Source organism: Paenibacillus amylolyticus, assembly GCF_003719335.1.
In the GTDB taxonomy this organism is placed as follows: Bacteria; Bacillota; Bacilli; order Paenibacillales; family Paenibacillaceae; genus Paenibacillus; species Paenibacillus amylolyticus_D.
In genome coordinates, this window is sequence record NZ_RIAS01000001.1 from 386,018 (window position 1) to 412,183 (window position 26,166).

A 26,166-nucleotide genomic window follows, 5' to 3' on the forward strand; every position below is an offset into this window, starting at 1 on the left:
AAATACGAAGTGTTTTGAACGAACAATTAACCATATCCATAACAACTCCAAATGATCTATCCATCACTTCCTTTTCCCACGCCACCAATACCTTCCCCACACGCCCACCACACCACACAACAGCAGCGCACAGTATGCCCAAGCAAACAGCATGGCAAGCCCTAACCCGATGTTGGCATCCAAACGTTCATCGGTAATGTAGGTATACAATGCAAACGTAAGCGGCACAGCGCCGATGATAAAAAGTCCCATAAACCAGCCAACCAAGTTTCGGGAGCTATAGCCCTTATTTTTCCCCATCAAATTACGAATCCCCAGTAATAACAACGATAAAATCAAAATAAAACCGAGACAGGTAAGTAGTATTTTAGCCAGATCTGACATGTCGTTCCCCTCCAACGTTCCATTTTCACCAGATGATATGCATGAAGGTTCCTAATCATGTACCAGTTGAACCAATCATACACTCCAACGATAGCTTTGCCCATCATTACCCATTTCGGTGGTATGTGATCGTACTTTTCCCCCTCTAAAAAAAAAGACCACCGCCCTGACTCCTTCCAAGTCATGGACGATGGCTAATTTCTAAACTCCAGTGTACTACGTATTACGTATCCCCAAACGTTTTACAGCTTTATCTTGTTATATTCCTAGCACTTTGTCACAAACATAATCTCTTGTACCTGTATACCGTCCTGATCCGATACGTTGTACATTACTCTAAACACCAACCTGATTACGTTAAACTTCCACGCCACTTCAATCGAAACTTCTTAGCGTTTAGGCTTAAACTTTAGGCCAAAGCAACGGACTCTGCCTTATGCACCAAACTGCGCATAGTGCAGGCGGCTGTAGATGCCGCCCGAAGCAAGCAGTTCCTCATGACGTCCCTGCTCCGTGATGCCTTGCTCGGCCACGACCACGATGCGGTCTGCGTTTTTGATCGTCGCCAGCCTGTGGGCAATGACCAGTGTGGTGCGACCTTCGGACAGCTCCGCAAGGGATTGCTGGATTGCAGCTTCCGTCTCGGTGTCGAGTGCAGACGTCGCTTCATCCAGAATCAGAATCGGAGGATTTTTCAGGAACATGCGAGCAATGGATAACCGTTGCTTCTGTCCCCCAGACAGCTTCACGCCGCGTTCGCCAATCAGTGTATCCAGCCCTTCCGGCATGGATAGAATCAAAGATTCCATCTGGGCCCGACGAGCCGCCATCCAGATTTCTTCTTCCGATGCATCCAGCTTGCCGTACGCAATATTTTCCCGAATCGTACCATCGAAGAGGAACACATCCTGCTGCACGATCCCGATCTGGCTGCGCAAGGAATCCAGTGTCATGTGCTGAATATCCTGACCATCAATCGTGATGCGCCCTTCCAGCACATCATAGAATCGTGGCAGCAGACTGCAGAGCGTTGTTTTCCCCGCCCCCGACGGACCGACCAGAGCTACGGTTTCACCGGCACGAACACTGAGATCGATACCCTGAACGACTGGCTCCTGATCCGAATAACCGAAAGTCACTCGCTCGTAACGAATGTCTCCACGTAGATGGGATACCGGAACAGCATTAGGGCGGTCCTGGACATCCGGCTCCATATCAAGCAGGTCCGTATAACGTTTGAAACCTGCAATGCCTTTAGGATAAGTCTCAATAACCGAATTGATCTTCTGAATGGGTGTCAGGAATACATTGGACAACATAATAAAGGCAATAAACTCACCATAGGTCATGCTGCCGTTAATCACAAACCACGTTCCGCATACGAGTACAAACAACGATACCAGCTTCATCAGCACGTAACTGATCGAAGAGTTCCAAGCCATAATTTTGTACGCGACCAGCTTGGTTTGACGGAAACGACCGTTGTTTACCGCGAATTGCGCTTTTTCATACTCTTCATTGGCAAAAGCCTGAACCACGCGAATACCCGTAATATTGTTTTCTACACGCGCGTTAAAATCGGCAATATCCCCGAACATTCGGCTGAAGGCTTTGGACATTTTGTTCCCGAAATACAAAGATAGATAGATAATAAGCGGCACAATGATAAATGTCAGAATCGCCAGATTCCCGTTAATGCTCATCATGATGCTAAATGCACCCACAAGCGTCATCACGGCAATAAATACGTCCTCGGGACCATGGTGGGCAATCTCACCGATATCCATCAGATCATTTGTCATACGGGATACGAGATGTCCGGTCTTCGTATTGTCAAAATATCGGAAGGATAACTTCTGCACATGGTTGAACAGATTTTTACGCATATCCGTTTCGATATTAATCCCTAGCTTATGTCCCCAATAAGTAACTACGTAATTCAAGAATGAATTCAGCAGGTAAATACCCAGCAATGCAAGGCACGCCCATAAAATCCAGTCCCAGCGTCCACCTGGTAACAGATCATCCACAACCCGGTTCACAGCTAGCGGAAAAGCCAGCTCCAGCAATGCGACCAGAATTGCACAGCTAAAGTCCAGAATGAACAGCTTTTTGTACGGCCTATAATAGGCAAAAAAACGACGAAGCATGAACCTAGTCCCCCTTACGGCAATCCTCCGTCAATATGATGATGATTACCTTCTATTTTGTCCTGCTTAAAAGATACAGGAAGTATGGTGCACCCAGAATAGCTACTAGAATCCCGGCTGGGATCTCCGAAGGTTGCAAAATGACACGTCCCAGCGTATCAGCCACCAGAACGAGCAATGACCCAACCAGTGCAGAAGCAGGCAGCAAAAACTGATGTTTTGGCCCAACCAGACGGCGCGCCAGATGAGGCCCGATCAAACCAACAAAACCGATACCGCCACTTACAGAAACACAGGCTCCCGCCAAAACAGCTGCAGCAGCAAGCAAAATCATCCGTTCACGCTCTACAGGAGCACCGAGACCACTTGCTGTCTGATCACCAAGATTCAATACGTTCAGCACACGTGCCTTCGCCAGTACAAGCGGTACAAATACCAAGATAAATGGCAATAGTGCCCAAACAAACTTCCAATTGGAACCCCAAATGCTGCCTGCGAGCCAAGTGGCCACAAATTGATATTTTTCGGGACTAAGCCGCAGCGTTAACACGATCATAGCTGAACTGATACCGGCTGCGATCCCGATTCCCGTGAGCAACATACGGGTTGGCAAGATGCCCTCCCCTTTTTTGTAGGAAAGGATATAGATTAGAAATGCTGCAAAGCTCGCTCCAATCAGAGCAAGAATTGGAAGCAGAAAGATCGGAGCTGCTGTCGTCGTTGGGAAAAAGGAAACAAACAGCATCACCATAAGCCCCGCTCCAGCATTAATACCTAGAATTCCCGGATCAGCAAGCGCATTGCGCGATACCCCTTGCAGAATACAGCCGGACAACGCCAGACCCGCTCCGATCAGTACGGCAATGACGATACGCGGCAACCGGAATTCAAACAGGATCAGCTCCTGTTTCGGTGTACCGCTGCCAAACAACGTCCGTAAAACCTCCAGTGGCGAAAGCTTGGTAAACCCGGTATTCATACTGATAATAAAAGCTGCAATAATCAAAAGACCAAGCACAACAAGAACAACGATACCTTTCGTTTTCTTTTTGCGCTCTGCGCCAACTATAGTTGAGGAACCCATCTTACAGCGTCCTCCTTTCTTTTCGCGCCAGATACAGGAAGAACGGTACCCCGATGAGGGCTACCAATGCGCCAATCGGCGTTTCGTAAGGCGGGTTAATCATACGTGCTGCCAGATCCGAAAATACGAGCAACAGGCTGCCCATCACGGCAGAACAAGGAATAATCCAGCGATAATCGACCCCAACCAGCTTCCGCGTAAGGTGGGGGATGATCAGACCGACAAATCCGACTGCACCCACGACAGATACAGCAGTACCCGCCAGAATAAGTACTACAATCAGACCGACAAGCTTGATCAGACCGGTACGCTGTCCCAATCCAACCGCGATCTCCTCGCCAAGACTGAGAAGCGTAATTGAACGCGAGATGATCATGCCAACGATCAGTGCAGCGAGCACCCAAGGAAACATCACTTCAAGCTGAGACCACTTCGTTCCGGCCACTCCTCCGGCAGTCCAGAACGCCAAGTCTTGTCCGATTCTGAAGTAGAGCGCGATCCCCTCACTCAGTGCAGACAGCATAGCCGATACCGCGGCCCCGGCCAGCACGAGACGCAGCGGCGTCAGACCTGATCGGGATGCCGCACCGAAACCATACACAAGCAACACGCCAAGTCCTGCTCCTAAGAAGGAATACATAATAATGTACATGTACGGCAAACCGGGGAAAAAGGCAAAACAGATCGCCAGTGCAAATCCGGCGCCAGCGTTCAGGCCAAGCAATCCCGAATCAGCAAGCGGGTTCCGGGTCATACCTTGCATAATCGCACCGGCCACAGCGAAGCAAGCACCAACCATTGCTCCGCCCAGAATACGCGGTAACCGAATCTCCCATATGATCTGATGAGGCGTCAAGTCAGGGTTAAAGTTAAAGACCGCCTGCCAGACCACGCCGAGTTGAATATCCGCAGCGCCAAATGAAATGGATAATGCCATGCCGAGAGCAAGCAACAAAATACCGCCTGTGAGAATGAGAGTGGCTGCCCATGGGCGTGTATGGATTTTTGCTGTAGGCGAATCCTCATTTGAATGCGTGGAAGAACTGTTCAAGTTCATACTTGTCCACCTGTGTTATGAGTGAAGCTTATTAACCTTATGTACATAACAATCACCTCTCCAAAAATACCGCTTCTATTGATATTGATTCTCATTCCCATAGATTATTGTAAGGGAATCCTTCCAGTCTGGCAATGGACAAAAAGGACAACTTTCTTGCAGATATGAATATTCCCGCATGAATATGCATAAAAAAGGCCACACAGAGCTTTATCGCTCCTGTGTGGCACTCATTTGATAACTTTTCATACGATAGCCTTACATATCCTAATGAATTCCAGTATTCGCTGAGCGAGTCCGAACGGTCATCAATGAAGCGAGTACATCTGGAAGATCGGTAATAATGCCTTGTACTCCCATATTAATCATCAACTCCATATCGACGGGATCATTCACGGTAAAGGGATAGGTGACTATACCTTGTGCAAGAGCATCCGCTACTTCCTCTTTAGCCACAGCCAGCTTGTAGGGATGAAGACCCGTGGCCTCCAGTTTAGCCGCATAATCATAAGGACGTTACAACTTCTCCATGTATAAAAGCGCAGTACGAATGTCCGGTGCAATGCGCTTACACTTAACAAGAGAGGCATGATTGAAGCTGGACAGGACAACCTGTTGCTCCATGTTCCATTCCCGAATGACCTGGATGACCTTCTCTTCCATCCCCTTGTATGGCACGATGCCATTTTTCAACTCTACATTAAGCAGGATTCTCTTGCCCTGTACTAGGTTAAACAACATTTCAAGTGAAGGAATAGCCTCTCCGGCAAAATCCGAGTGGAACCAGGAGCCAGCATCAAGAGTCCGCAATGTATCAAAGGTGCAATCCTTAACCCAGCCCTCGCTTCCCGCCGTCCGTTGTAAAGTTTCATCATGAATTAACACCAACCGGCCATACCGCAGATGCACCTCGGTGGGCAATAATTTCAAGTGTTGTTCCATCCAGACCCTCCTGCATTCAAAGTGGATTCTATGAACTTTCACTATATACACCATTTGTCAGACACGTATTAAGAGAGCGTTTAATTGTATGCTGGCTTGTTCATTCAGCACGGGTCTAACATTTAAAGGGCTGGGGATTCACTCATTTTTGCGAACTCAATCTAAAAACCAACATAATATAATATCAGTCGTAGACAACTGCACTCCGCTGTAAGGAGGTTGCCCTTTGAAACCGTTGAAATCACGAACAAGGAAGCACTCGATCTCTTCCAGATCTTGCTCTGCCCAAAAGTGCTCATCGCATCATTCAGCGAAGAATAGATCAGAACCCGGATCGAAAATCAGCACGCAAAGACCTCCCGGATCACGACAAACGATTCCGCGGGCTTCTGTTCGAGGACTCTCTTTACCTGACAGAACAAGTAATCAGTCCAGTGTTATCGAACCCAAACAAAATAGACTGGATAAACTGGCCTTTGTTGCGGCTATCCTTGCACTGATTGCTTCCGCTATTGGACTATACATTGCCTGGAAAACACTTCTTCTGCCCAGCGATACTACGGAAATCGTCGTATAGTTTCCAATAGATAGCTCTATCTCATTGTTATGGGATGGAGGTCTTTTTTTAGGTAAAATTAAAAAAACCGTTCCCCTGAGACACCGACAGCCGCCGGCATCTCTTTGGAAAGGCCATTTTCTTCAAATGATGCCGTGAGTCAGCATGCATCTGTTATAGAATGGTCTGAATTACAGTACGAACGTGCGGGAGATGATAACCAGCAGGATAAACAACACCAGGATTGCGCCTGTTGATGTCCATACACCACCACCGAAACCTCCACAGTAGCCGTAACCTGCTCCTTTGAGATCGCTCATGAGTGACACTCCCCTCTTCATCAAAGTACACTATAGACTATGTCCGCAAGCATTATTTGCTTGGGCAGATGAGGAAGTTTTTCTCTTGAAGCAGCAGGTTACGACTTTCAATTTCTTTGGCCATTACTTTCCGCTGAGTTCAGACCATTTCTGTGTTAATTCCTTGGGGATGTAGGCGGCCATCTGAGCAAGCAGTTCAGCCGGATCAGACTCAAGACTCCACAAACTGAGATGTGATGTATTGGAGAAGCCCTCATGCACACTGTGCTCCACCATTTTCATAAGTGGTTCATAATAACCGTTCACATTCAAGAGGCCAACAGGTTTGCGATGAATGCCGATCTGTGCCCAGCACAGTACCTCGAACAATTCTTCGAACGTGCCCATACCGCCCGGAAGTGCGATAAATCCATCGGATAACTGTGCCATCGTTGCCTTCCGTTCATGCATCGTTCCCACTTCAATCAGTTGAGTAAGCCCGCCGTGAACCACCTCACCCCGGAATAAACCTGTTGGCATAACACCGATCACTTCTCCGCCTGCCGCCAGAGCCGCATCCGCGACTGCCCCCATCAAACCCATACAAGAGCCGCCATAGACCAGAGCATATCCGCTGCTTGCAATCTGTTCCCCCAAAAGGGTAGCGTGTTTAATATAATCGGGATGACTTCCCGGGTTAGACCCTGCAAAAACACATATCCGTTTCAAGTGGTTTCACTCCTTTTTGAGATCTATCTCTTTAGTATACAGCACAAATGTCATTGCTATGTTACAGCACGTTAACAGAACACATGCACAACGTTATACGAAGTTTAAAAATCATTTATTCCTTTGTTGCTTCATGTTGCTTTCATACGCCTCCCGCTAAAAAAGAGAAAAAAATACCCGGCCGTTTGCAGCCGGCCGGGTTCCCAAATCCATACACATTAATTTAGAAGGGGTTGTTACTACCTACTATAAGGTCGAAACATTAATGCTGTATGATCGCAGTATGAAAACCATATTAAATTTGAACCAGACTATCGTATGCCACGCCGCGAACGTACCACAAACATGTGCTTGTCCTTGCGAAGCAGACGGCCGTCTTCAAGCTCGACCTGATCTTCGTCATGTCTTACAATCGTGGTCGATAACGCTACAATTTTGGCACGCCGCCAAATCATAATCTTTGACTTGAAATAAATCGCGTTTTCAAACTGGACTGCTTTTTTCATCACATATCCGATCTTGTGCACTTCAGAACGTGCTTTCTTCAGAGGCAGGCTTTCGTCCGGAAGAGGTTTGATCATTGCTATATTGTCAAACGATACTTTTATCCGTTTCGGTCCGATTCGAACACATTCCGTTTCTTCATCCCACTCTACCAGCGTTCCCTTCAGAGGCTCGCGAATTCCTGTTGCCCGGTATACTGCTACTTTTCGTCCAATCCAATGTCGCAATGTGCTCGCCTCCAATCTATCTAGTTTTCAGGTATTGTCCAATCGATCGGTTTAATACCTTTGGAGACGAGAAATTCATTGGCTTTGGAAAAAGGCCGACTGCCAAGAAATCCGCGATGTGCAGCTAAAGGGCTCGGATGTGTTGATTCCAGCACCAGATGTTTGTCTCTATTAATAAAAGCACCCTTCTTCTGAGCGTGACTTCCCCATAGCATGAACACCATAGGCTCATCGCGTTCATTCAGCTCACGAATGACGGCATCCGTGAATGTCTGCCAGCCCAAGGCCTGATGAGAATTCGGCTGACTCTCCCGAACCGTCAGAACTGCATTTAGCAGCAGCACACCTTGCTCTGCCCAATGAATAAGTGAACCATGCTTTGGAACAGGCACACCCAGATCGGCCTGAAGTTCCTTATATATATTTTTCAGTGAAGGCGGTACGCGCACCCCGGGTCTGACCGAGAAACTTAATCCATGCGCCTGGCCCGCCCCGTGATAAGGATCTTGACCAATTATAACGGCTTTCACCCGATGATACGGGGTCAGCTTCAAGGCAGAGAACAAATCTTCCTTGGGCGGGTAGACGGTCTGTGTTTTATATTCGGCAGCGAGCGCATAACGAATGTTGTTGAAATACTCCGCTTCCGTCTCCTGCTGTAACACCTCGTCCCAATCATTTCCAAACATAATATTTAGGCTCCTTTCCCCTGATGAATACATATCCGTACAGCCCGTTTGGAAGGGCTCTTCCCTGCAAGAGTCACATATCCAGCGACTCATAGACTATCCATCATTTTAACATAACCGTAGTCGACAGACCAGAAGTGTGCGACGAAGAGAAAGGAAACCGTTCAGATAAACAAAAGAAACACTCAAAAAGGGACGAAACAGATTACGCCCTGCTCCGCCCCTTTCATATTCATCTGTATATACCCGTGTTTCCGTATAAGTCAGCTTGAATGTGTTTTTGATGCATTCCAGTATGATTCTGATACAACGCAGATTCAATGGTCAGATGCATAAGATTACACTTCATACGGACAATTCATCGTAAAACCTGGCGAAGCTATACGTGTACGGGCAACTCTTTCGCCTGTTTTTGTTCCATCTTTTGGTCCACCAGCACCCGACTAATCCTACTCAAGCCTTCCTTCAGGACAGAACGAGGACAAGCCAGATTTAACCGAATGCAGCCTTCGCCGTTTGCCACAAACATTCCCCCATCCTCCAACAATACGCCTGCTTGCTCCGCAAAGAACAGAGGCAGGCTGACATTCTTCGGTGCATATGGCGAAATATCAATCCAGGCAAGGTATGTGGCGTCAGGAACGTGGAAAACAGCAAGCGGCAGATGTGTGTTTAAAAAATCATCAACATACGCAAAATTATCATCCAGGTAAAGCTTTAACTGTTTCAGCCATTCATCGCCATGTTCATAAGCTGCTTGGGTTGCCGCAATACTTAGCGGATTTTTGAAGCCGTAATGACGTGCCTGCCAGATTTCCCTTAATGCCTTATTCGGAATGATGACGTTGGAGAACATCAGACCCGCCATATTAAACGTTTTGCTGGGAGACATACAAGTTATAATTCGGTCGGTATCCGGAAACAGTTTGGCGAGTGGAGTATGTGTTTTTCCCGTACGAAGAAGGTCACAATGAATTTCATCTGATATGATCCATATCTCATTATTTAAACAGATTTCGCCTACTCGCTTCAGTTCCTCCGCGCTCCAGATGCGTCCAGATGGATTATGCGGATTACAGAAAATGCATACCCGAACTTTCTCGTCTCTGGCTTTTGCTTCAAAATCGTCAAAATCAATCGTATAGTGCCCCTGTTCATTTAACATGTCCGAACACACCAGCTCAAGCCGGTTATGGTCTGCTGCCGATTTGAAAAATCCATAGGACGGCGTCAGGATCAGTACCTTTTCGTCCGGCTTGCAGATATACTCCACCAGTTCATACAGCGCAGGAATAATACCACCAGATGTCTCCAGATGCTCCTTCGGGAAAGACCAGTCATAATATCGTTCCATCCAGCTCGCAACCGCCTCGTAATAAGCCGGGTCAAAAACTTGAGAGTACCCCATAATGCGGCGATCCAGGCGTTCTCTCACGGCATCCAAAATCTCGGGAGGTGTGGCAAACTCCATATCGGCAATCCACATGCGGATGAACTCTTCATCCTCGAAAGGAAATTCCATCTCACTCGTTGCGTTAAAAATATATTGACGGAAACCATCTGTATTCATGGCGTTGGTTCCGGTACGGTCAATGATCTCATCAAAATTATAGGATGTGTTTATCTTGGTCATCTTGGTCATGGGGATTAGCTCCTCTGTCTTCTCGTTTTAGCATCATCGGTACATTGCCTCTGACCCTATTGTTCCATGCCGCCGGAGTTGCATCAAATGCAAGAGAATCTACTCAGAAGAAACAAATCACTGTTCATGTTTCCTTAGAATAGGTTTTTTACTGAAAAAGTGATATATTTCTGATAGGCTTTGGCTTTTAAGAAAGACTTTCAGCTTATTTGTCTATTCTCAGGAAACACTTATAATCATTCAACTGGATAAGGAGCACCCCAATGAACAACATCAACCAGGAAGTGGGCAAAAAAATAAGAAACTTCCGCAAATGGCGCGGGCTCACCGTACAACAACTGGCAGACCAGATTTTCAAGAGTAAAGGTACTCTTTCCAAATATGAGAGCGGTGATATTACGCTGGATCTCGTTACACTACACCAGATTGCAGATGCGCTGAACATTCAGGTGGAGCAGTTGCTTTACAAAGAACCGAGGCACGCTTCTCCGCTGATGAACACGGTTCAGTCCAGCTTTTTCAAAAACTCCACCCGCTTCTATTCGTACTTCTACGACGGCAGGAACAATAGTCTCATTCGTTGCGTGATTGACATGATGGCTCAATCGGACGCCAACCGCTATCGTACGGTGATGTATATGAATGTGAAGGATTTTGACAATTATCAGGAATGTGAAAATATGTACTGGGGCCACACCGAGCATTACGATACGCTGACTACACTCATTTTGAAAAATCAGGCTACCCCACTGGAGAATTTGTATATTAATATTTTGGCATCATTCCAGGAATCGGAGAAAAAATGGGGACTCATGGCGGGAGTTTCATTCAGACCGTTTATGCCCATTGCGCTGAAAATGCTTTTCTCCCGCACACCACTGCCGGAAACGCCAGAGCTTTACAACGAGTTGAAAATATCCAAAGAGGATTTGCGCACGCTTAAAATTTACAACATGCTTGCGGTAACTTAAACAGAGACCCGAATAAGATAAAAAAGACACTTGCCAAGCTGTTTTACTTACCAGCCCATGCAAGTGTCTCTTCTTTTTTTCTACAGATGTTTATTGAATCTTTCTTTTCACAGCCGCAACCTGGGTTACCGCTCCTTAATGTTTAATCAGATCCAACGTTTCATCAAACTGTTGCTTCTGCTCCTCAATCTTGTGCTCATTTCCAATAACGCATCGATGCTGTTGCTCCAGAATGGCAGAGACAAATCCGGCAAACCCGATAATATCGCTCTCTTTCGTACCAAGCACCTCATCGCGCTCCTGCTGCAGATCAGCTTCCGTCACATTAGACAGATAACATTCGAGCGAGAATGCACCTTCACTGTAAGGCGTTCTTGGCGCATCCAGATCCTGAATCGCACCTATGATATAACGAGTCATCTCCCGTTCGTCGGCACGGAAATCGTTCAGATACTGCGGAATCTCCTCGTATACTTTGTAGGTTTTATCCAGATTCGGGTCACGGTAGGAAGCCAAATAACTGTCTCCATTCCGTCTGAACCCGGACATACAGCCGTAAGCGCCACCTTTGGCACGGATATTGTTCCACAGATAATCCAGTGACAAGATACCTTGTAGTACACGCAATGAGCCCGTATAGGTGTACCCTTTGTCAATATAATTCCCGGTTTGCACCACATACTGAACTTCGGATGGAGAACGGAAACCTTCGTTATGTGTCGCAGGCGTAAACGTAAAAGCTTCCTTCGCCACTTCATGTGTGAACAGCTTGGCTTTCAGAGCGGACACCTGCTCTTCCAGACCTTCGTATCCTTTATCGTCTGCCGTGTAGCTGACAAGCAAGTTCTCCGGTCTGAAAATGTAACCCATCAGCTCTTGCAGGCTGGAGGACAGCTCTTCTTTTTTCGCATCAAAGTTCGCCTGTAAATCCTCAAGCCACTGGTAATAAGCTATCCCGCTAACCGCCTCCCGGAAATCAGCAACGGCCGAATGTTTCGAGGACGATCTAGCGATCCCTGCGGAATGACCACTGTTGATCAGATTGCGTTGCAAATTACCTTTGACCTGAGAAATAATCTCGAAAAGTCGCTTTGTGTTGTCAAAACGGGACGTAAACACGATCTCCTTGATCATATCAAAAGCAAATCCCAGTTTGTCGTAAAGCACTTTTGCGTTAAACTCATATGTTGCTTTGAAATCATCATGCTGGTGTGCATTCGCATAGGAACCAACCCCGCTGTTGATTCCGCCAGAATGGATATGAATTTCATTCGATAACTCGTTAAACAAATAATTTTGTGTGTCCACGTAACCAAGTACATTTTTGAGCAATCCCACATAAGGCAACAAACGGCGCGGTACTTCCTTGATATCAAACAACAGTCTCAGATACCCGATGCCATTCGTATACAAGTTGTGATGCAAAATCGTTGTTCCATCCACATTGTTCAGCGTTTGGTACAGTTTAGACGCCTTCGTATCAATATCCTCAATGGACAACGTCGGGATGACTTGCTGCTGTTCCTTGGTGGAAGGGGTATTCTGGTACTCGGCAAGCGCTTCGGTGCGCTTAATCATATCCTGCACCTCTTCTGGACTAAGTCCAGCCTGCACCGACTTCAGCCGCTCCTTCAGCGCCTCTTCCTTGCGTGCGTTCAAGCCTTTGTCCGGTGTGAGCGCAACAAATGATGTGTGTGTATTTTGTAATAAATACTTCTCAATCAGCTGTTCGAAATAACCATCTTTCATTTTGGACCGAAGTTCTGCAAATACATCATTCGCCTCAAAATACGTGAAAGGCGCTTCCTTATCATACAGCCAGCTTTGGAGGGAAGAGAGTCCGTAGATCAATCCTTTCGGCATGCGGCCAAAGTCCGCTTCCCGGTGGTTAAACTCATAAGAATTGATGCCGGCAAGCAATGCTTTCGGGTCGAAGCCTTCTTTCACAACACGCTCCAGCACTTCCTTGATCGTCCCGAGGAAATCGTCCTTGCTGGACAAGTTGCTCTTCTTCAGTCCCACCGTGAACACAGGCTGATACAAGCTATCATCATAAGAGCCGTAGACATCCTTCGCGATGCCTTTATCCAGCAAGGCTTGCTTGAGAACAGCTCCAGGCGCATTGAGCAGTGCATATAACAAAATTTGAAAAGCAATGTTCAGTTCCTTGTCCAGACTTGTGCCAATCACCGCGTTATAGGTCAGAAAGCTGTTGTCTACTTCGGATTCTGTGCTGCCCGCGGCGTACGATTTCACCGTATCTACCCGTTTCGGGAAAGCAGGTTGCAATTTAATCTCGGAGTCAATCACGATCCGATCATAGTTGCTCAGGTAATGTTCATCGAGCCATTGCAGTTTCTCTTCCATATCCATATCCCCGTACAGATAGATGTAACTGTTAGACGGATGATAGTAACGTTTGTGGAAATCAAGCAGTCCTTCATAAGTCAGATCCAGAATCGCCTCCGGGAAGCCTCCAGACTCACAAGAATACGTCGTCTCCGGGAAAAGAGAATTCAGCACCTCACGTCGAACCAACCGTTCGGGCGAAGAAAAGGCACCCTTCATCTCGTTATACACCACGCCGTTGTATGTCAGTTCGTCATCCGCAGAAGTCAGGTTGTAATTCCAACCTTCCTGCAAAAATATTTTTTCATTCTTATAAATATTCGTATTTAATACCGCATCCAGATACACATCCATCAAGTTATGGAAGTCATGATCGTTGCGACTCGCAACGGGGTAGACGGTTTTATCAGGATACGTCATCGCGTTGAGGAAAGTATTGAGTGAACCTTTGAGCAGCTCCACAAAGGAATCTTTAGCCGGGAACTTTTTCGAGCCGCAGAGCACGGAGTGTTCCAGGATATGAGCTACCCCTGTATCATCTTCGGGAGGTGTGCGAAAACCGATGTTGAACACCTTGTTATCATCACTATTGGACAACAGTACGATATGAGCACCCGATTTTTGATGTTCCAGCAGGTACGCATCGGATTTCAGTTCTTCAATTCTACGCTCCTGTAATACCTTATATGGCTTAAGCTGTTTCAACATAAACTTTGAGTCCTCCGTCCATTGGATTGTTGTGTTGGTTGATGACTGGACATTCGTTCAAATGTGAAAATTACACTGGCACTCCGATGGTCGTGTAATGTATCTTATAGGAACTTCATCCGTCAGCAAGGGAAAGGTAATATATGCCTATCGATAGTATACACCATTGTGACCTCTCTTCATAAAAAGACAGCCGAATCCACTTTCTGATATGTATTATAAGGGGGTTATGTTTATGAATTGCGAGGCGGGGGAAAGAATCAGAAGTATAATGAAAAAAAATTAAAGAAATCAGATACTCAACAAATAATTTCCCATCTTTCCACAAGAAAATTTTATATATTATTTAAGGGAAGAAATACAAAATAAACCAAGGAAATAATTACTTAACCATAAAATTTTCAGATAGAGGATATCCCCCGCCAATCCTTAGAGTTATATTTTTCTAATAGGGAACTGATTATACCTAAGCGATAAGGGGTATCATTACTCATTTCACCAAGATTGGAATCTTAAAGTAGATGAAACGCAATTTTCACATATGGTTATATCATCTTAGGAATCTCCCTAAAGGAAGATTGTCCTTTCTCCTCACATAATTGCAGTATGTATTTAAATTCGATTAACTCACAGCACTAAGGCAAATTGTTAAGGATATCCTGACAAAAATAGAGGCCCTAAACAATATAATTATATGAAAGCAACAAGAGACTTCTCGAGCTATCCAAGAAGTCTCTTGTTATAGAAGACAAGGTTCGAAATCGAACCCTAAGGTGGGCGTGATCACCAACTGCAAGATTCTGAGTCTTGAAAGAGTTCATCAGTGCCTAATTAAAATCAAGGAATGATCCAGTATAAGCCCTTTAAACTCGAAGACTAAAACAATTTTTTTGTCTACTGTACACTTAATGTTTTGGAATTTGGATACGTAGTCAAGTTAAGAAAAGAATTGCAGACAGACTTGATTAAAGCTTTTTACTGCTACTCTTTTTATGTAAACGCCTAGGAACTCATTTTTATTTTACTGCAGACTACATTAAACCTTGATTTTACTAATGCCTCCCAGTCTAACTATCTTTTTAGGTCTGAGGGGCTTATGTAGCTGCCTCCGAGGATGTGTCGGGGTAGTAGCATTCTGAAAATGGCGTGTTATACTAACTCCATTGTTAAGCAAAACTTGATCGTTTTCAGTAGGGCCATCACCATTCGTAATAAGAGCGGATACCTCAAATGCTTGAGGCCATCCCGCTAAAGGATCATCCGCGCTATTGGGACGAGGAACACGCAGATTCTCTCTTAGCCAAGCGAAACTCTGATACTCAGAATCACTAATCCTTTTGTTGGTTAATGAATCTTCCTTCCCACGTAGCTTTGCATCCCAAATGGCTTTGATATCCCTATATGTCGGATTAACACCTGCATTGCCAACTTGCAAACTGATATCAGGTGCTCGTAATTCACCAAACGGATCCTTTATTTTTGTCCCATGAACAACCTGCCACTTTTCTTTAGTCACCTTATTCTCAAGAATAAAATAGCTAAAGTTACGTTTTAGTCCCGGCTTCCTTGGTAAGACAATGTTCCCTTGACCTTGTCGATTTTCTACAGACCCGGACCATCCCCCCTTTGTCATATGGTCGAGGAGACTAAACAGTACCTTCATTTCAAACAAATAATCTGCTGCGTAGTTTGGATTAGCAACTGATGTGTATAGATCTTCACGAGGCAATAAATTAATTACTCTGCTTAAATCTTTTGAGAGCTTTTGAATGTTTTTCACCATTTGTGGGGACGCCATTTTTTATTTTCACCTCTTCGATTATTACTATTTTCCTCGGTATCGTTTTGTAACATCTCATTTATCATATTCCAGTTAGGTTTAATTTCTTGAAGTAAATCTGGCGCTTGACTAATTAGTTCGGATATACTCCATTTATCCCCCCGACTTTCTCTTTCCAAATCCATTTCATTATTATAATCTGGCATTCTCGCTTCCACACGAGTATTCTCTAGTCCCATACGTGCCAAAGATTCCCTAAATACTGGCTCCGTTTCCGAACCAATCTCTAGTGGCTGAAATACTAGTTTGTTTAAAAAACCTAGTAGTTCATCTGTTGGAAAAATATCATTCTTTATGCCCTGTTCTTTAGCTGATTTCTCAGCCATTGAGCTATATTCTAGATAAGCCCTCCAATTAGAAGGTATATGCCGAAGCAACCCAAAATACAACGATCTTCTGACATTTACTGTACCAGTAATTAAAGTCTTTAAATCTTCCTCTTCGATTCGTCCTAAATGACGAAAGTTCAAGAAAGGCTTGCTAAAGTTTGATACGCGGACAAGACTAAACATAAAAGCTCCTAATGTTCTATCTTCTGGGAGTGAGTCAAATTTATCTAGCTGTAATTTGGTTAGATATAAACGCTCAGTTTCTTCGTTTATCGTTTGTTGTTCTTGCACTTCCACCTTGCAATCTATAATATTAGATGTTCCGAGAAATTGAAGTTCATCACCACTTCCATAAGCAAACAGTATAGTATCACCAACATTTACTGGCCATCGCCGTTTTGAATACTCTTGAATCGTGCTATATGCTCTAAAAAAGCCTCTCACACGATCTATTTTGTACAAAAAAATAGTCAATATTAATTTCCCCCTCTATTATTACGATTGTGCAATATTCTTTCAATGGGCATAGTAACTGAAGCTGCAATCATCTTTTTGCATGGTCAAGCTTAGTGGTCTATACTATTTTTTCTATGTAATTCTTTGAATCTCTATGAATCCAAAAAAAATGAAGCTGAATGCAATAATAAGTCTTCTTTATATGGGCATGAATATTTCAGTTGTGGAATAGAAGTATATAAACGATGTTAAAAAACAGACCCAGAACATGAAACAACTTCCATAGTGAATAACATTGTAAGATTATTTTTTACGTGTGGAGTCTCTCCATCGATAAGCAAGGTGAGTAATATTACGTAATATTTGGCAACCTGACCTTATACAATAAAAACAGTTCAATCATTATAGTGAGTTCAACGTATACATCCACTTTACACAAAAAGTGGATTCGATGCTACCGAACCCACACAAAAAATAAGGGTTCCAGCTCTAACGAGCTGAAACCCTTATTCTAAGGATGCCGAGGACCGGGATCGAACCGGTACGGTAGTCACCTACCGCAGGATTTTAAGTCCTGTGCGTCTGCCAATTCCGCCACCCCGGCGTATGTAATATTTTCTTGGCGACAAGAAATATCTTACCATGAATAAATTAATAATGCAACCTTTTTTCCTAAAAAAAATGAAACAGGCACTGCAAGCGCCAGCTCACAGTGCCTAGAAAGTCCGAGTTGCGGTCCCGGACTTCCGATAAACCATCTATATTAAGGGAGGTGTGAGATAAGAATACCTCCCCAACATTAAAGGAACCTAAAATCAGCCTTAAATTAAACTAAAAAAGCAAAATAGGCTTCACACGACCAACCTGCTCCTCACTGCACTCTACAAAAACTAAAATATGACCTTGCAGTAGCCAGTCCTCATAATGACATGCATCTTCTTCCGGAATGCCTGCTTCAGTCAGCGTTAAGACCAGATCATCCGTCTCACTTCCGATCTCATTGCCAGCTAATCTTCGCACCGCTTTCCCGATGGAGGCGGTCTGATCCATTCGTTTTCCCAGCCCGGCTAATATGCCTTTCAGCGCTCCAAACGCGCCATCTGTTCCAGCACCCTTTAGCGGTTTGGGCAACCCTGTCTTCTCGCTGATCATCTCCAAATTTAGCTGCTCTTTGGCTACCGCCCCCAAATATTGATTCTCAATACCTTCCTTCTTTACGGCATTCAACATAATAATCGCTTCGTGCTCCGAACGAGCAAGCCCTACAAACAGTTTCGTCATCAGTTCCCCTCCTCTTCCTCATACCTTATATAACCCTGTAGCTTATGTTCAGTAACGTATTTCCACTCGCTAAGTCAATTCACCCAGAACAGTTTGATCATTTCTCTACTGGAAATCTATGCCTAGTTCTGATAGACTAGATAAAGAAGACAAATTAACCATTGAAATTATCGACATAACGATGAACATCTTATAAATCAGGAGCAATGACTTATGAAAAAAGAGGTAGAAATTGCCATTCGGCGCAATCAACAGATTATGGTTCGGAATACAAGCGGGCAGACCGTAACTGGTTTCCCAGAGCGCTCAGCAGACAGCTCTATTCTCTCCTTACGAACTGTACAGGGAAATGTGTGGATTCCGTTTGATGAAGTCGAACATGTCACTCGCCTGTTAACCCTTCGCTCTCACCATCTGGGCACGATGCAACTCGTTTAGATAGTTGTCCGCAAGCATATTCATTTCAGTTGCTCTCATTACAAGAGAACTTAAACACGAGCTAATAGATAAAGATAAACTGTAGACGAGAAATTTTAATGTTCTACTACAGCCAACTTATATTTAAAAACCAGACGCCTCCAACGTCTGGTTTTTCTTATGATGCCATTTTTTATATTTCTCCTAGTCGAAAAACACTCTGAATCCTTCCATTGCTGCAACATGTACTGGTGTACTGGACTACTTCACAACAAATTTAACACGCGTACCATCCGGATATGTACTTAGTTGATTGCCTACCCATGAGCCTGCACCGCGGTTATCCTTTGGCGTAATATACTGGATATCCGCACCCTTACCGCCTTCTGCACACATTGCCATAGGCCACTCATCCCGATCCTTGCCTTTTTTGACCGGTACACCTTTCAGTGACAGTTCCCTGTTCCCCTCAGCACCTTTACGGTCGATCGTACAGACATCGGAATGTCCCGCTTGGATGGCCTTTCGGATATGGTTTGCTGTTTCGGGATACCGCTCTGCCGGAAAAGTGATCGTATGATCTACACTCTTGTCGGTTGTTTTGAACGGAGACGGGATGTCCAGCGGCCACTCTCCTCCAGCCAAGGCGTACACAGCAATCACGACCATGCCCACTAACGTCAGTATTTTACTTTTGAACCCCCGGCTTCCTCTATTGCTTCTTCTGCTGCGTCTCTTACTCATGATGTGCCTCCCCCATATAACACTAACATCCCTAGCATTATAACAGAACGCCAGTTCGTAAAACAATCCATTCCACAACAATATTCAACATAAAAAAACAGCCGGATTCATCCGGCCGCTCCCTGCATATCTTATCCTGTGTTATAAACACTCTGCGCACTTCCAAAAGGCACGGTCACTTGAAACTCTGTTCCTTTTCCTTCAGCACTATCTACATTAATACTGCCGTTCATTAATTCCAACAGATCTTTGCAGATGGTTAATCCAAGTCCACTTCCGCCGAACCTTCTTGCATGGGAGATATCGGATTGCGTAAAAGCATCAAACAATTGGCCGATCTGATGAGACGGAATTCCGATGCCCGTATCCCGTACAGAGAAAGTCAACATCGTCTCCTCATGTGATTGTTCCCTTACGTCCACGAGAAGCTGCACTTCTCCTTGCTCTGTAAACTTAATGGCATTGCTCAGCAAATTATCCAGCACCTGCCGTAGCCTCAATGGGTCGCCCCACAGCACGTCAGGAATGCTCAAATCAGCATGGCAAACGAATCGAATTTGTTTATTCATGGCTGCCAGCTCATGCGTCTTCACAATTTGCTGAATCAGCTTCAATGGCTGGAATTCAATATGCTCCACTCCCATTTTGCCTCTGCCAATTTTTGCCATATCCAGACTGTTGTTTACGATGTTCAGAAGCGCCTCTCCGGATTGACGTGCCAGATCCAGATATTCTTTTTGCTCTTCGGTAACAGTGCCCATTCCCGCAAGCTCGATCATGCCCATGATGCCGTTTAACGGTGTACGAAGCTCATGATTCAACTTGCCGATGAATTCCAGCTGCCCTCTGCTTGTTTTCTCAGTCATAGACGCTGCCGTCTTCAGCTGCTGCTCCGCATATTTCCGTTCAGAGATGTCATATTGAATACCGACAAAATAAATACATTCACCGGATTCATTGAAAATGGGATCGATATTCAGCTCATTCCAGAATTTCTGACCACTTTTGGTATAGTTTAAAATGTCAACCTTAATGGATTGTTGTTTACTTATTGCCTCCCGAATACGTGAAACGGTTTCGGGATCTGTATCTGTCCCCTGTAGAAATCGGCAATTCCGTCCGATCGACTCTTCGTACGCATAGCCGGTTAACCAGGTAAAATGGTCGTTAACATACATGAGCGGAAGCTCAGGCGAGGTAGCGTCAACTACCGTAACGGAGGATTTTAATTTCGAGATAATAAATTCCCATTGCATGGGAAGTTGATTATATAAACTCATGCCTGTGTCTCCTCCATCTCACATCCTTAACTCCAGATGGTATGTGTTGATATTAAACAATCTATTTTATTGTACCACAGTTATTCAAACAATGTAGTTCTTGGGTAATAGTTCTTAATCATATCAATCTTTATCCATTCACAATTACCTGCCTATTCTCAGAAATACACAGATAAAGTTTATTCATCATCGTCCGTATGCTGATTGTCTACATTTTTTCCAGGCGCAGACCTTAAAGGCGGGGCCGTTAATGGTTGACGAGGAAGGAAGATCGACGATGAAAACTCTCTTTTTTATATTTATGGTGTTGTGTATCATCAATCTATGTTTCCCCAAGTTTGGCTGGTATCTTCGTTATGGCTGGATTGTACAAGGTGAGACGGAACCCAGCAAATCTTACATGACTATGGTGCGAATGTCTAGTCTGTTTATGCTGCTTACTGCTTTTACTCTTGCTATGGCATAATACAACAATACACTTGTATAAAGACCCGTTGCCTCCCTGCGTAGCTGGTCTTTTGTATCGCACTGACGGGAATATGATAACTTTGTTTGTGGTGTTACTGCAGCGTGCGCCGTAAGATATATGATATAGATGTATCGTTGCAGAAAGGACACATTGGTATGAACATCGCATTTTATCCATTCTGGGCTGCCAGAACACTGCTCTCACTTATACAAGTGATCTCAATCACAACCTTGACCTGCCTGATATACAGACAAACGGAATGGATTGGATATGCAATGCTGCTCCTGTTTGTCTACCTGCTAGCCCATGTAGCAGCAAAATACACATTCCCTATGGTGATGAAACGCTGTACATTTACGAAACTCCTGATCGGTATTCCTTTGTCGAAAGCATTGTTGCTCATCGGGATTGCATCCTCTTTGCCCCACCTGAAATTACATAGTACGCCTATGTTTATCGGTGCTGTAATTCTTTCGGTAGTCATCCGCTGGGAAGCACTGGTTCTAGAGAAACTGCAGCCACGACTGGTGGAAGGCGAAGATATCGCTAAAGCGAGCAGCCTGCTCTCATTTTCAAATTATACGGTAGCTGGCATTGGACTCGTCATGACGATAATCGCGATCCTATATTTAGGGCGAGCACAGGTACTTTGGGGGGCTGCGGCCCTTTCACTAGCTACACTCGCTCTGATCGTGACCGTTCATCAATTAACTCATAGACTCTCTAGTACTTCAATAAGTCTGAATACCAGACGACCCTTGCATAAATAAAAAAAGACGCGCATAGTCAAAATTGCTCGTCTTAGGGGCTACTAGGCTGCTTCTCTCCAAGCAGCTTTTTCGTTTTTCTTTTTCCGAACTGTATCCTGAACTTCCCACATCTTAACCGCCGTCTAATCCAATCGGTAATCTGTTAGCGGCTTGCCTTTCTTATAATACAAATGGGGGGATAATATATTGAAAAAAATATGCACATCCGGCAATTCAGCCTTCTCTAAAATAGACTGCATGGACGATGCAATTCGATCATGTATCTCCTGATCACGCTGAAACATCAAAATCTCTATGGACGCCGGGGATGGTGTTAAGGCTTGTACATCATGACGTTCTGCTTTCATTCGTTCCTGCGGAATATGAGTAATTAAGGCCATTTGTTCGGTAATTTGAGGCACAACTTCCTCTAATTTAGAACCCGTGAATCCTTTAAATCGTATAAAAGGCATTGCAATCCCTTCAATCTCTGTTAGTAGTCTCTTTATGTGATTTTAAGCACATTGTTTTCAGTTGTCAAATGTCATTCATGTCATATTGGGCTGTAAAACAAGAGCAAAGCCCCACCAAAGTCTTGGTGGAGCTGGTGCATGCGCGCCTGACCGTTATCTTACAGCCAGAACGATTTTGTGATGATGACAAGCAAAATGAAGAGAACGAGGATTGCGCTAGTCGAAGTCCACGCTCCGCCAAATCCACCAACATTGCCACAACCGTATCCAACATAACTCATTTGATTGGCCTCCTTTGAATTTCAAGGTATGCCATAACATATGCATATTTCCCTCAAGTGACCGGGCGAATGTCCAAGTCTCATGGCCCAATCCTTGGGAGTGCATTATTGTCAATTATAACGAGATTTCCTGCGGGGCCAGTGCGTTGACTCTAGAACAAAAGCCAAATCCCCATTGGTTCAGGTATGACTTGCCCTATGGTCCTTATCATCTTATGTAACTAGCTTTTAATGCCTTCAATCTGGTTAAACATGGCTTGCCCATCATAACTGGAATCCCGCTCCATATCTTTTTTAAGTGAGATCAGATCACTCATGCTGTTGCTATTTCCACTGAGAATGCTAAGAGCCCCTACAAGCCATAAAAACGGAAATAACAAAATAGTTAGACCTTTTTTCATCGCTCCCCCTCCTCCCTCTAATCATTACTTAAAATTCAAATTAATTCCTTTTAGTAATACGCAAAAAATAGAAAAGTGTTTCATTTTAACGGATTTCACCAATATAGCAGGTTGTTTGTGAACCGGAAATCACTCCAAACCGTCCAGAAGTGCCTTAGCCTCTTCATGGTCAGGATCTATTTCAAGTACACGGAGAGCGTAAATACGGGCTTCCTGTTCCAGTTCTAACTCATAACAACACACAGCGAGATCATACAATACTGCAGCTTGCTGCGTATTCGGGTCAGCAGTCAGTGATTTCTCCAGGAACATTTTGGCCTCTTCGTACATGAACATCTCTAATAATAGCTGGCCCGATAGAAAGGCCGCCTGAGCTTGATGTTCCATGGCATAGTATGACGACCACATCATCCGGATTCCAGCTTGCAGATCGAGCATTTCCTCGTCGCTTGCATCAGGCAAAAGATTATGGAATTGAGCGGATGCAACCAGCAGAAACTCGGCATCGTAGTTCCCCAAACGCCAGAAAGCCAGAAGCTGTCTCAGATCCATCTGCTCCACCTTCAGGTCTGCCCATTCTTTTAAACTAAAGAAATCGTCTGGACCAAATCGCTCTACAAAGCGATGATAGGCCAGCCTTGTATTCACATAACGGATTGGCTCATCCAACATTAAAATCATGCCAACGTTCAGATCCTTATAATGATGTGCCGTAAAATACGTGGAGGCACCTTGCTGTTCCAGTACAACCTTTATCGCATGATAATTGGCCGACAACGAAAAACTGCCATGAAACGCAAATTCAGGCGGCTCCGCATATTTCCAATACTCCAGCCGATGATCCCCTTTATCCGCCGTAATTAACACATAACCTGACCGGGAAAGCTTGCTTAATCGCTCCAGACAGCCTAGTCCTGTGGAGGGAAGCAGAATATGCGAATCTTCCAGCTCGGCTCGGTACAGCGAGATCAATTCGGAGTATGGGTAGGTCTCTTCCATATACTCGGGTGCGGGACGATAGTTATATTGCAATGTCATATTTTCCAAAATATCGGCAGGTTTCTGTTCCGCTACATGCTGTGGAAGTTCAACAAGTAGATCACACTCAAACACTTTCCCTTCCCCAATGTAAATCAAGTCCTGCGGAATACTATCAAAGAAATAATTGGCAATGAGAAGCAGTGGTTGCTTCAAATCCCCTTGCCTTAACGTTTTTTGGGACATAACTAGATTCAACTCTGTGTCATGCATCGCATCGAAACGTGCAAAATCCAGTATCCCCTGCTCTATGTATGCTTGCATCGACGGATGCTCTTTCCACCCCATTACATTCTCCATTGCCAGATCCGTCATTACATAACGGAAAGGCGGTAGCTCCGTACCCGCAATTTCATTCAACGCACACAGTTTGTTCAACACCTGATGGGCCAATCTGCCTACTCCTGCACCAAGTTCAACAATGGTTACCATCTCATGCTGTTCACCTTTGATCGCCAGATCCTGTAAAAAGCCAAAGATCATCTCCGCATACGCGGTTGCAATGAAGGGATTGCTCGTAATATATTGTGGCACTTGGCGGTTCTCCCAAGCTTCGAGTCCCATCTGTTCATAATAAGCTCTCTGCCAATCCCAAACCGGCGCTTCACTAAACCGGACATACTGGCCTTCTTTCTTCATCATCACTTGTATCAAACTCGCTTTCTATCTATTTATTAGGACCAAGTCATCTGATTCTATGAAAAAACAATTATATCATATCCTTCTTATTCTACTTTCTATACTCTGTTCATTTTCCCCCGAATACAGAACGTCATTCATTTCTACCCTTTCTATAAAAAAAGCCTGCTTCGCGTAGAAACAGGCACAACGTCAATACAATGAATATCCATAAAATTCACATCAAAAAAACAGCTTGACTAGCTTCTTTATTTTTATCATCCAGCAAACTATTAGTCAGAGTACAGAGCACCGTCAAAATTCTCAGGGCCTACACGAATAGTACCAAGCAAGTTAGAACTAATAAATGCTGTGTACGTTAATTGTGGGGTGATTGGCGGGTTAAAATCATCCGCAGAGAAGGTGATCACCTGCGGTGCAAGCACACTCAAGCTAAATGTCGAAGTCGCAGAGTATATAACGGGGTCTGTTGAAAGCGTGCCTCTGACAATAGTAATTGTAACCCCTACAAGCGCAAGAGGAAGTTGTACCGTAACGGTTCCTTTCATCTGGACACGCGGGTTAGCACCAATATTTTCTGCAACAAGACCAATTTGACCAAATAGTTGTGGCGTGTTAATTACAAGGATTGGTATCGCAATAGAGTTCGCCAAACTTGCATTCTGCGACGTTCTTGCATCAATAAATTGACTCATGAAATCTACCTCCTAGGTGTGGGAATACGATAGTATATGTGAGAATCGTTATGTGGCATGGACATACACACCCTTGGCAAAAAAAAGTTCTATGACTAGAAAGATAATTGCTACTAGTGGACTCCGTCCATCTAACCATACAATACCAAGTTCCGCTATAAACTATGAATCTCCATATGAAAACAGAAAAAAACCCTTGCATTTGCAAGGGTTTTGAAGTATGGGCCCTACAGGACTCGAACCTGTGACCAATCGGTTATGAGCCGACCGCTCTAACCAACTGAGCTAAGGGCCCTAGACAAAATAATATATAACAGTGCAGATGGTCGCTGTAAACCATCGAGTAAAGCTATATTGCGGGGGCAGGATTTGAACCTGCGGCCTTCGGGTTATGAGCCCGACGAGCTACCGGGCTGCTCCACCCCGCGTCGTTAAAATTAATAAACAGCGACTTAATTAATATACACTATTACTCCACTACAAGTCAAGGGGTAATCTCAGGGAATAAATCGTACACCATACCGCCCTTTACGTGAACGATATACTTCAACCTCTTCAGGCTCATTGTGTCCGTAAATCCAGCCATCCTGCTCCAGTCTTTTTGCCAGGCAGCCTGCTTGAAATTTCGTTGTATACAGCTTGCTGAAATATACCCATTTCATCCTGTTCTTCCTTTCCAAAGGGGTCATATACTGCTGTTAATTGTAGAATACCCCAAATTCGCAAAAATAGCCGCCAGAGATCATAAAATCTCCAGCGGCCATATTCATCGTAAAGATCATG

Annotated in this window: 26 protein-coding genes, 3 tRNA genes and 1 pseudogene; 5 read left to right on the top strand and 25 right to left on the bottom strand. The window is 44.6% G+C overall.

Annotation, left to right across the window (positions count from 1 at the left end):
* Window positions 1-63: 63 nt before the first annotated feature.
* The 5 genes and pseudogenes from EC604_RS01755 to EC604_RS30350 form a co-directional block, all read right to left on the bottom strand.
* Window positions 64-384 carry a hypothetical protein gene (locus tag EC604_RS01755; protein ID WP_240036607.1) on the bottom strand — a complete coding sequence of 107 codons (321 nt, stop codon included), beginning with the start codon at window positions 382-384 and terminating at the stop codon, window positions 64-66.
* A 434-nt stretch (window positions 385-818) separates the two neighbouring features.
* Window positions 819-2,534: an ABC transporter ATP-binding protein gene (locus tag EC604_RS01760; RefSeq protein ID WP_123062478.1), complete on the bottom strand. Its 1,716-nt coding sequence runs from the start codon at window positions 2,532-2,534 to the stop codon at window positions 819-821.
* 52 nt (window positions 2,535-2,586) lie between these two features.
* A complete protein-coding gene (locus EC604_RS01765; protein WP_123062479.1) occupies window positions 2,587-3,618 on the bottom strand; it encodes a FecCD family ABC transporter permease in 1,032 nt (343 codons plus the stop codon).
* Between the two features lies 1 nt (window position 3,619).
* Window positions 3,620-4,675 carry a FecCD family ABC transporter permease gene (locus tag EC604_RS01770; RefSeq protein ID WP_123062480.1) on the bottom strand — a complete coding sequence of 352 codons (1,056 nt, stop codon included), beginning with the start codon at window positions 4,673-4,675 and terminating at the stop codon, window positions 3,620-3,622.
* 267 nt (window positions 4,676-4,942) lie between these two features.
* Window positions 4,943-5,671, bottom strand: a pseudogene (locus EC604_RS30350) (glycerophosphodiester phosphodiesterase family protein).
* 172 nt (window positions 5,672-5,843) lie between these two features.
* Here EC604_RS30350 and EC604_RS01785 point away from each other — a divergent pair.
* Window positions 5,844-6,194: a hypothetical protein gene (locus EC604_RS01785; protein WP_123062483.1), complete on the top strand. Its 351-nt coding sequence runs from the start codon at window positions 5,844-5,846 to the stop codon at window positions 6,192-6,194.
* A 170-nt stretch (window positions 6,195-6,364) separates the two neighbouring features.
* Here the strand turns inward: EC604_RS01785 and EC604_RS30780 are convergent, their stop codons facing one another.
* The 5 genes from EC604_RS30780 to EC604_RS01805 form a co-directional block, all read right to left on the bottom strand.
* Entirely contained in the window at window positions 6,365-6,493 is a 129-nt protein-coding gene (locus EC604_RS30780) for a hypothetical protein (protein ID WP_260510917.1), read from the bottom strand.
* Window positions 6,494-6,616: 123 nt separating this feature from the next.
* Window positions 6,617-7,201: a TIGR00730 family Rossman fold protein gene (locus tag EC604_RS01790; protein WP_123062484.1), complete on the bottom strand. Its 585-nt coding sequence runs from the start codon at window positions 7,199-7,201 to the stop codon at window positions 6,617-6,619.
* A gap of 311 nt (window positions 7,202-7,512) precedes the next feature.
* On the bottom strand, window positions 7,513-7,932 hold the full coding sequence (locus tag EC604_RS01795) for a hypothetical protein (RefSeq protein WP_123062485.1): 420 nt from the start codon (window positions 7,930-7,932) through the stop codon (window positions 7,513-7,515).
* Between the two features lie 20 nt (window positions 7,933-7,952).
* The gene (gene ung, locus EC604_RS01800) at window positions 7,953-8,654 is read right to left on the bottom strand and encodes a uracil-DNA glycosylase (protein WP_275670021.1); all 702 of its coding nucleotides are present in this window, start codon (window positions 8,652-8,654) and stop codon (window positions 7,953-7,955) included.
* A 346-nt stretch (window positions 8,655-9,000) separates the two neighbouring features.
* On the bottom strand, window positions 9,001-10,254 hold the full coding sequence (locus EC604_RS01805) for a MalY/PatB family protein (protein WP_123062849.1): 1,254 nt from the start codon (window positions 10,252-10,254) through the stop codon (window positions 9,001-9,003).
* A 272-nt stretch (window positions 10,255-10,526) separates the two neighbouring features.
* On the opposite strand from EC604_RS01805, the gene EC604_RS01810 reads away from it, so the two are divergent.
* Entirely contained in the window at window positions 10,527-11,234 is a 708-nt protein-coding gene (locus EC604_RS01810; protein WP_123062487.1) for a helix-turn-helix domain-containing protein, read from the top strand.
* Between the two features lie 135 nt (window positions 11,235-11,369).
* On the opposite strand, the gene EC604_RS01815 is transcribed toward EC604_RS01810, so the two are convergent.
* The 5 genes from EC604_RS01815 to EC604_RS01835 all read right to left on the bottom strand — a co-directional run bounded on the left by EC604_RS01815 (window position 11,370) and on the right by EC604_RS01835 (window position 18,197).
* Complete coding sequence (locus EC604_RS01815; protein ID WP_123062488.1) at window positions 11,370-14,291, bottom strand: insulinase family protein; 2,922 nt, start codon at window positions 14,289-14,291, stop codon at window positions 11,370-11,372.
* A gap of 1,036 nt (window positions 14,292-15,327) precedes the next feature.
* Window positions 15,328-16,089, bottom strand: a complete 762-nt coding sequence (locus EC604_RS01820; RefSeq protein WP_123062489.1) for a hypothetical protein — start codon at window positions 16,087-16,089, stop codon at window positions 15,328-15,330.
* A complete protein-coding gene (locus EC604_RS01825) occupies window positions 16,068-16,934 on the bottom strand; it encodes a hypothetical protein (RefSeq protein ID WP_123062490.1) in 867 nt (288 codons plus the stop codon). The genes EC604_RS01820 and EC604_RS01825 overlap by 22 nt, the downstream gene beginning before the upstream one ends.
* Window positions 16,935-17,434: 500 nt before the next feature.
* Window positions 17,435-17,520 (bottom strand) — tRNA-Leu (locus EC604_RS01830).
* A 227-nt stretch (window positions 17,521-17,747) separates the two neighbouring features.
* A complete protein-coding gene (locus tag EC604_RS01835) occupies window positions 17,748-18,197 on the bottom strand; it encodes a general stress protein (protein WP_123062491.1) in 450 nt (149 codons plus the stop codon).
* Between the two features lie 213 nt (window positions 18,198-18,410).
* Between EC604_RS01835 and EC604_RS01840 the strand changes: the two genes are divergently transcribed.
* Window positions 18,411-18,635: a hypothetical protein gene (locus EC604_RS01840; RefSeq protein ID WP_123062492.1), complete on the top strand. Its 225-nt coding sequence runs from the start codon at window positions 18,411-18,413 to the stop codon at window positions 18,633-18,635.
* A 240-nt stretch (window positions 18,636-18,875) separates the two neighbouring features.
* Here EC604_RS01840 and EC604_RS01845 read toward each other — a convergent pair whose 3' ends face one another.
* Together EC604_RS01845 and EC604_RS01850 are read right to left on the bottom strand one after the other, a co-directional pair.
* On the bottom strand, window positions 18,876-19,358 hold the full coding sequence (locus EC604_RS01845) for a NucA/NucB deoxyribonuclease domain-containing protein (RefSeq protein ID WP_240036608.1): 483 nt from the start codon (window positions 19,356-19,358) through the stop codon (window positions 18,876-18,878).
* A 131-nt stretch (window positions 19,359-19,489) separates the two neighbouring features.
* Window positions 19,490-20,638 (bottom strand): sensor histidine kinase, encoded by a 1,149-nt coding sequence (locus EC604_RS01850; RefSeq protein ID WP_123062493.1) that lies wholly within the window; start codon window positions 20,636-20,638, stop codon window positions 19,490-19,492.
* A 277-nt stretch (window positions 20,639-20,915) separates the two neighbouring features.
* On the opposite strand from EC604_RS01850, the gene EC604_RS01855 reads away from it, so the two are divergent.
* A complete protein-coding gene (locus EC604_RS01855) occupies window positions 20,916-21,104 on the top strand; it encodes a DUF6199 family natural product biosynthesis protein (RefSeq protein ID WP_123062851.1) in 189 nt (62 codons plus the stop codon).
* Window positions 21,105-21,262: 158 nt separating this feature from the next.
* Window positions 21,263-21,877 carry a hypothetical protein gene (locus EC604_RS01860; RefSeq protein ID WP_151458033.1) on the top strand — a complete coding sequence of 205 codons (615 nt, stop codon included), beginning with the start codon at window positions 21,263-21,265 and terminating at the stop codon, window positions 21,875-21,877.
* A gap of 122 nt (window positions 21,878-21,999) precedes the next feature.
* On the opposite strand, the gene EC604_RS01865 is transcribed toward EC604_RS01860, so the two are convergent.
* From EC604_RS01865 to EC604_RS30095, 8 genes are all read right to left on the bottom strand, one after another.
* The gene (locus tag EC604_RS01865; RefSeq protein ID WP_123062495.1) at window positions 22,000-22,329 is read right to left on the bottom strand and encodes a DUF1904 family protein; all 330 of its coding nucleotides are present in this window, start codon (window positions 22,327-22,329) and stop codon (window positions 22,000-22,002) included.
* Between the two features lie 158 nt (window positions 22,330-22,487).
* Window positions 22,488-22,610, bottom strand: a complete 123-nt coding sequence (locus tag EC604_RS01870; RefSeq protein ID WP_123062496.1) for a sporulation protein YjcZ — start codon at window positions 22,608-22,610, stop codon at window positions 22,488-22,490.
* Between the two features lie 221 nt (window positions 22,611-22,831).
* Window positions 22,832-23,011: a hypothetical protein gene (locus EC604_RS01875; RefSeq protein ID WP_123062497.1), complete on the bottom strand. Its 180-nt coding sequence runs from the start codon at window positions 23,009-23,011 to the stop codon at window positions 22,832-22,834.
* A gap of 129 nt (window positions 23,012-23,140) precedes the next feature.
* Window positions 23,141-24,691, bottom strand: coding sequence for a tetratricopeptide repeat protein (locus EC604_RS01880; RefSeq protein WP_240036609.1), 1,551 nt, complete (start codon window positions 24,689-24,691; stop codon window positions 23,141-23,143).
* A gap of 269 nt (window positions 24,692-24,960) precedes the next feature.
* Window positions 24,961-25,383, bottom strand: coding sequence for a hypothetical protein (locus tag EC604_RS01885; RefSeq protein ID WP_123062498.1), 423 nt, complete (start codon window positions 25,381-25,383; stop codon window positions 24,961-24,963).
* 221 nt (window positions 25,384-25,604) lie between these two features.
* Window positions 25,605-25,678, bottom strand: a tRNA-Ile gene (locus EC604_RS01890).
* A gap of 59 nt (window positions 25,679-25,737) precedes the next feature.
* Window positions 25,738-25,811, bottom strand: a tRNA-Met gene (locus EC604_RS01895).
* 69 nt (window positions 25,812-25,880) lie between these two features.
* A complete protein-coding gene (locus EC604_RS30095) occupies window positions 25,881-26,045 on the bottom strand; it encodes a hypothetical protein (protein ID WP_186331731.1) in 165 nt (54 codons plus the stop codon).
* Between the last annotated feature and the right edge of the window lie 121 nt (window positions 26,046-26,166).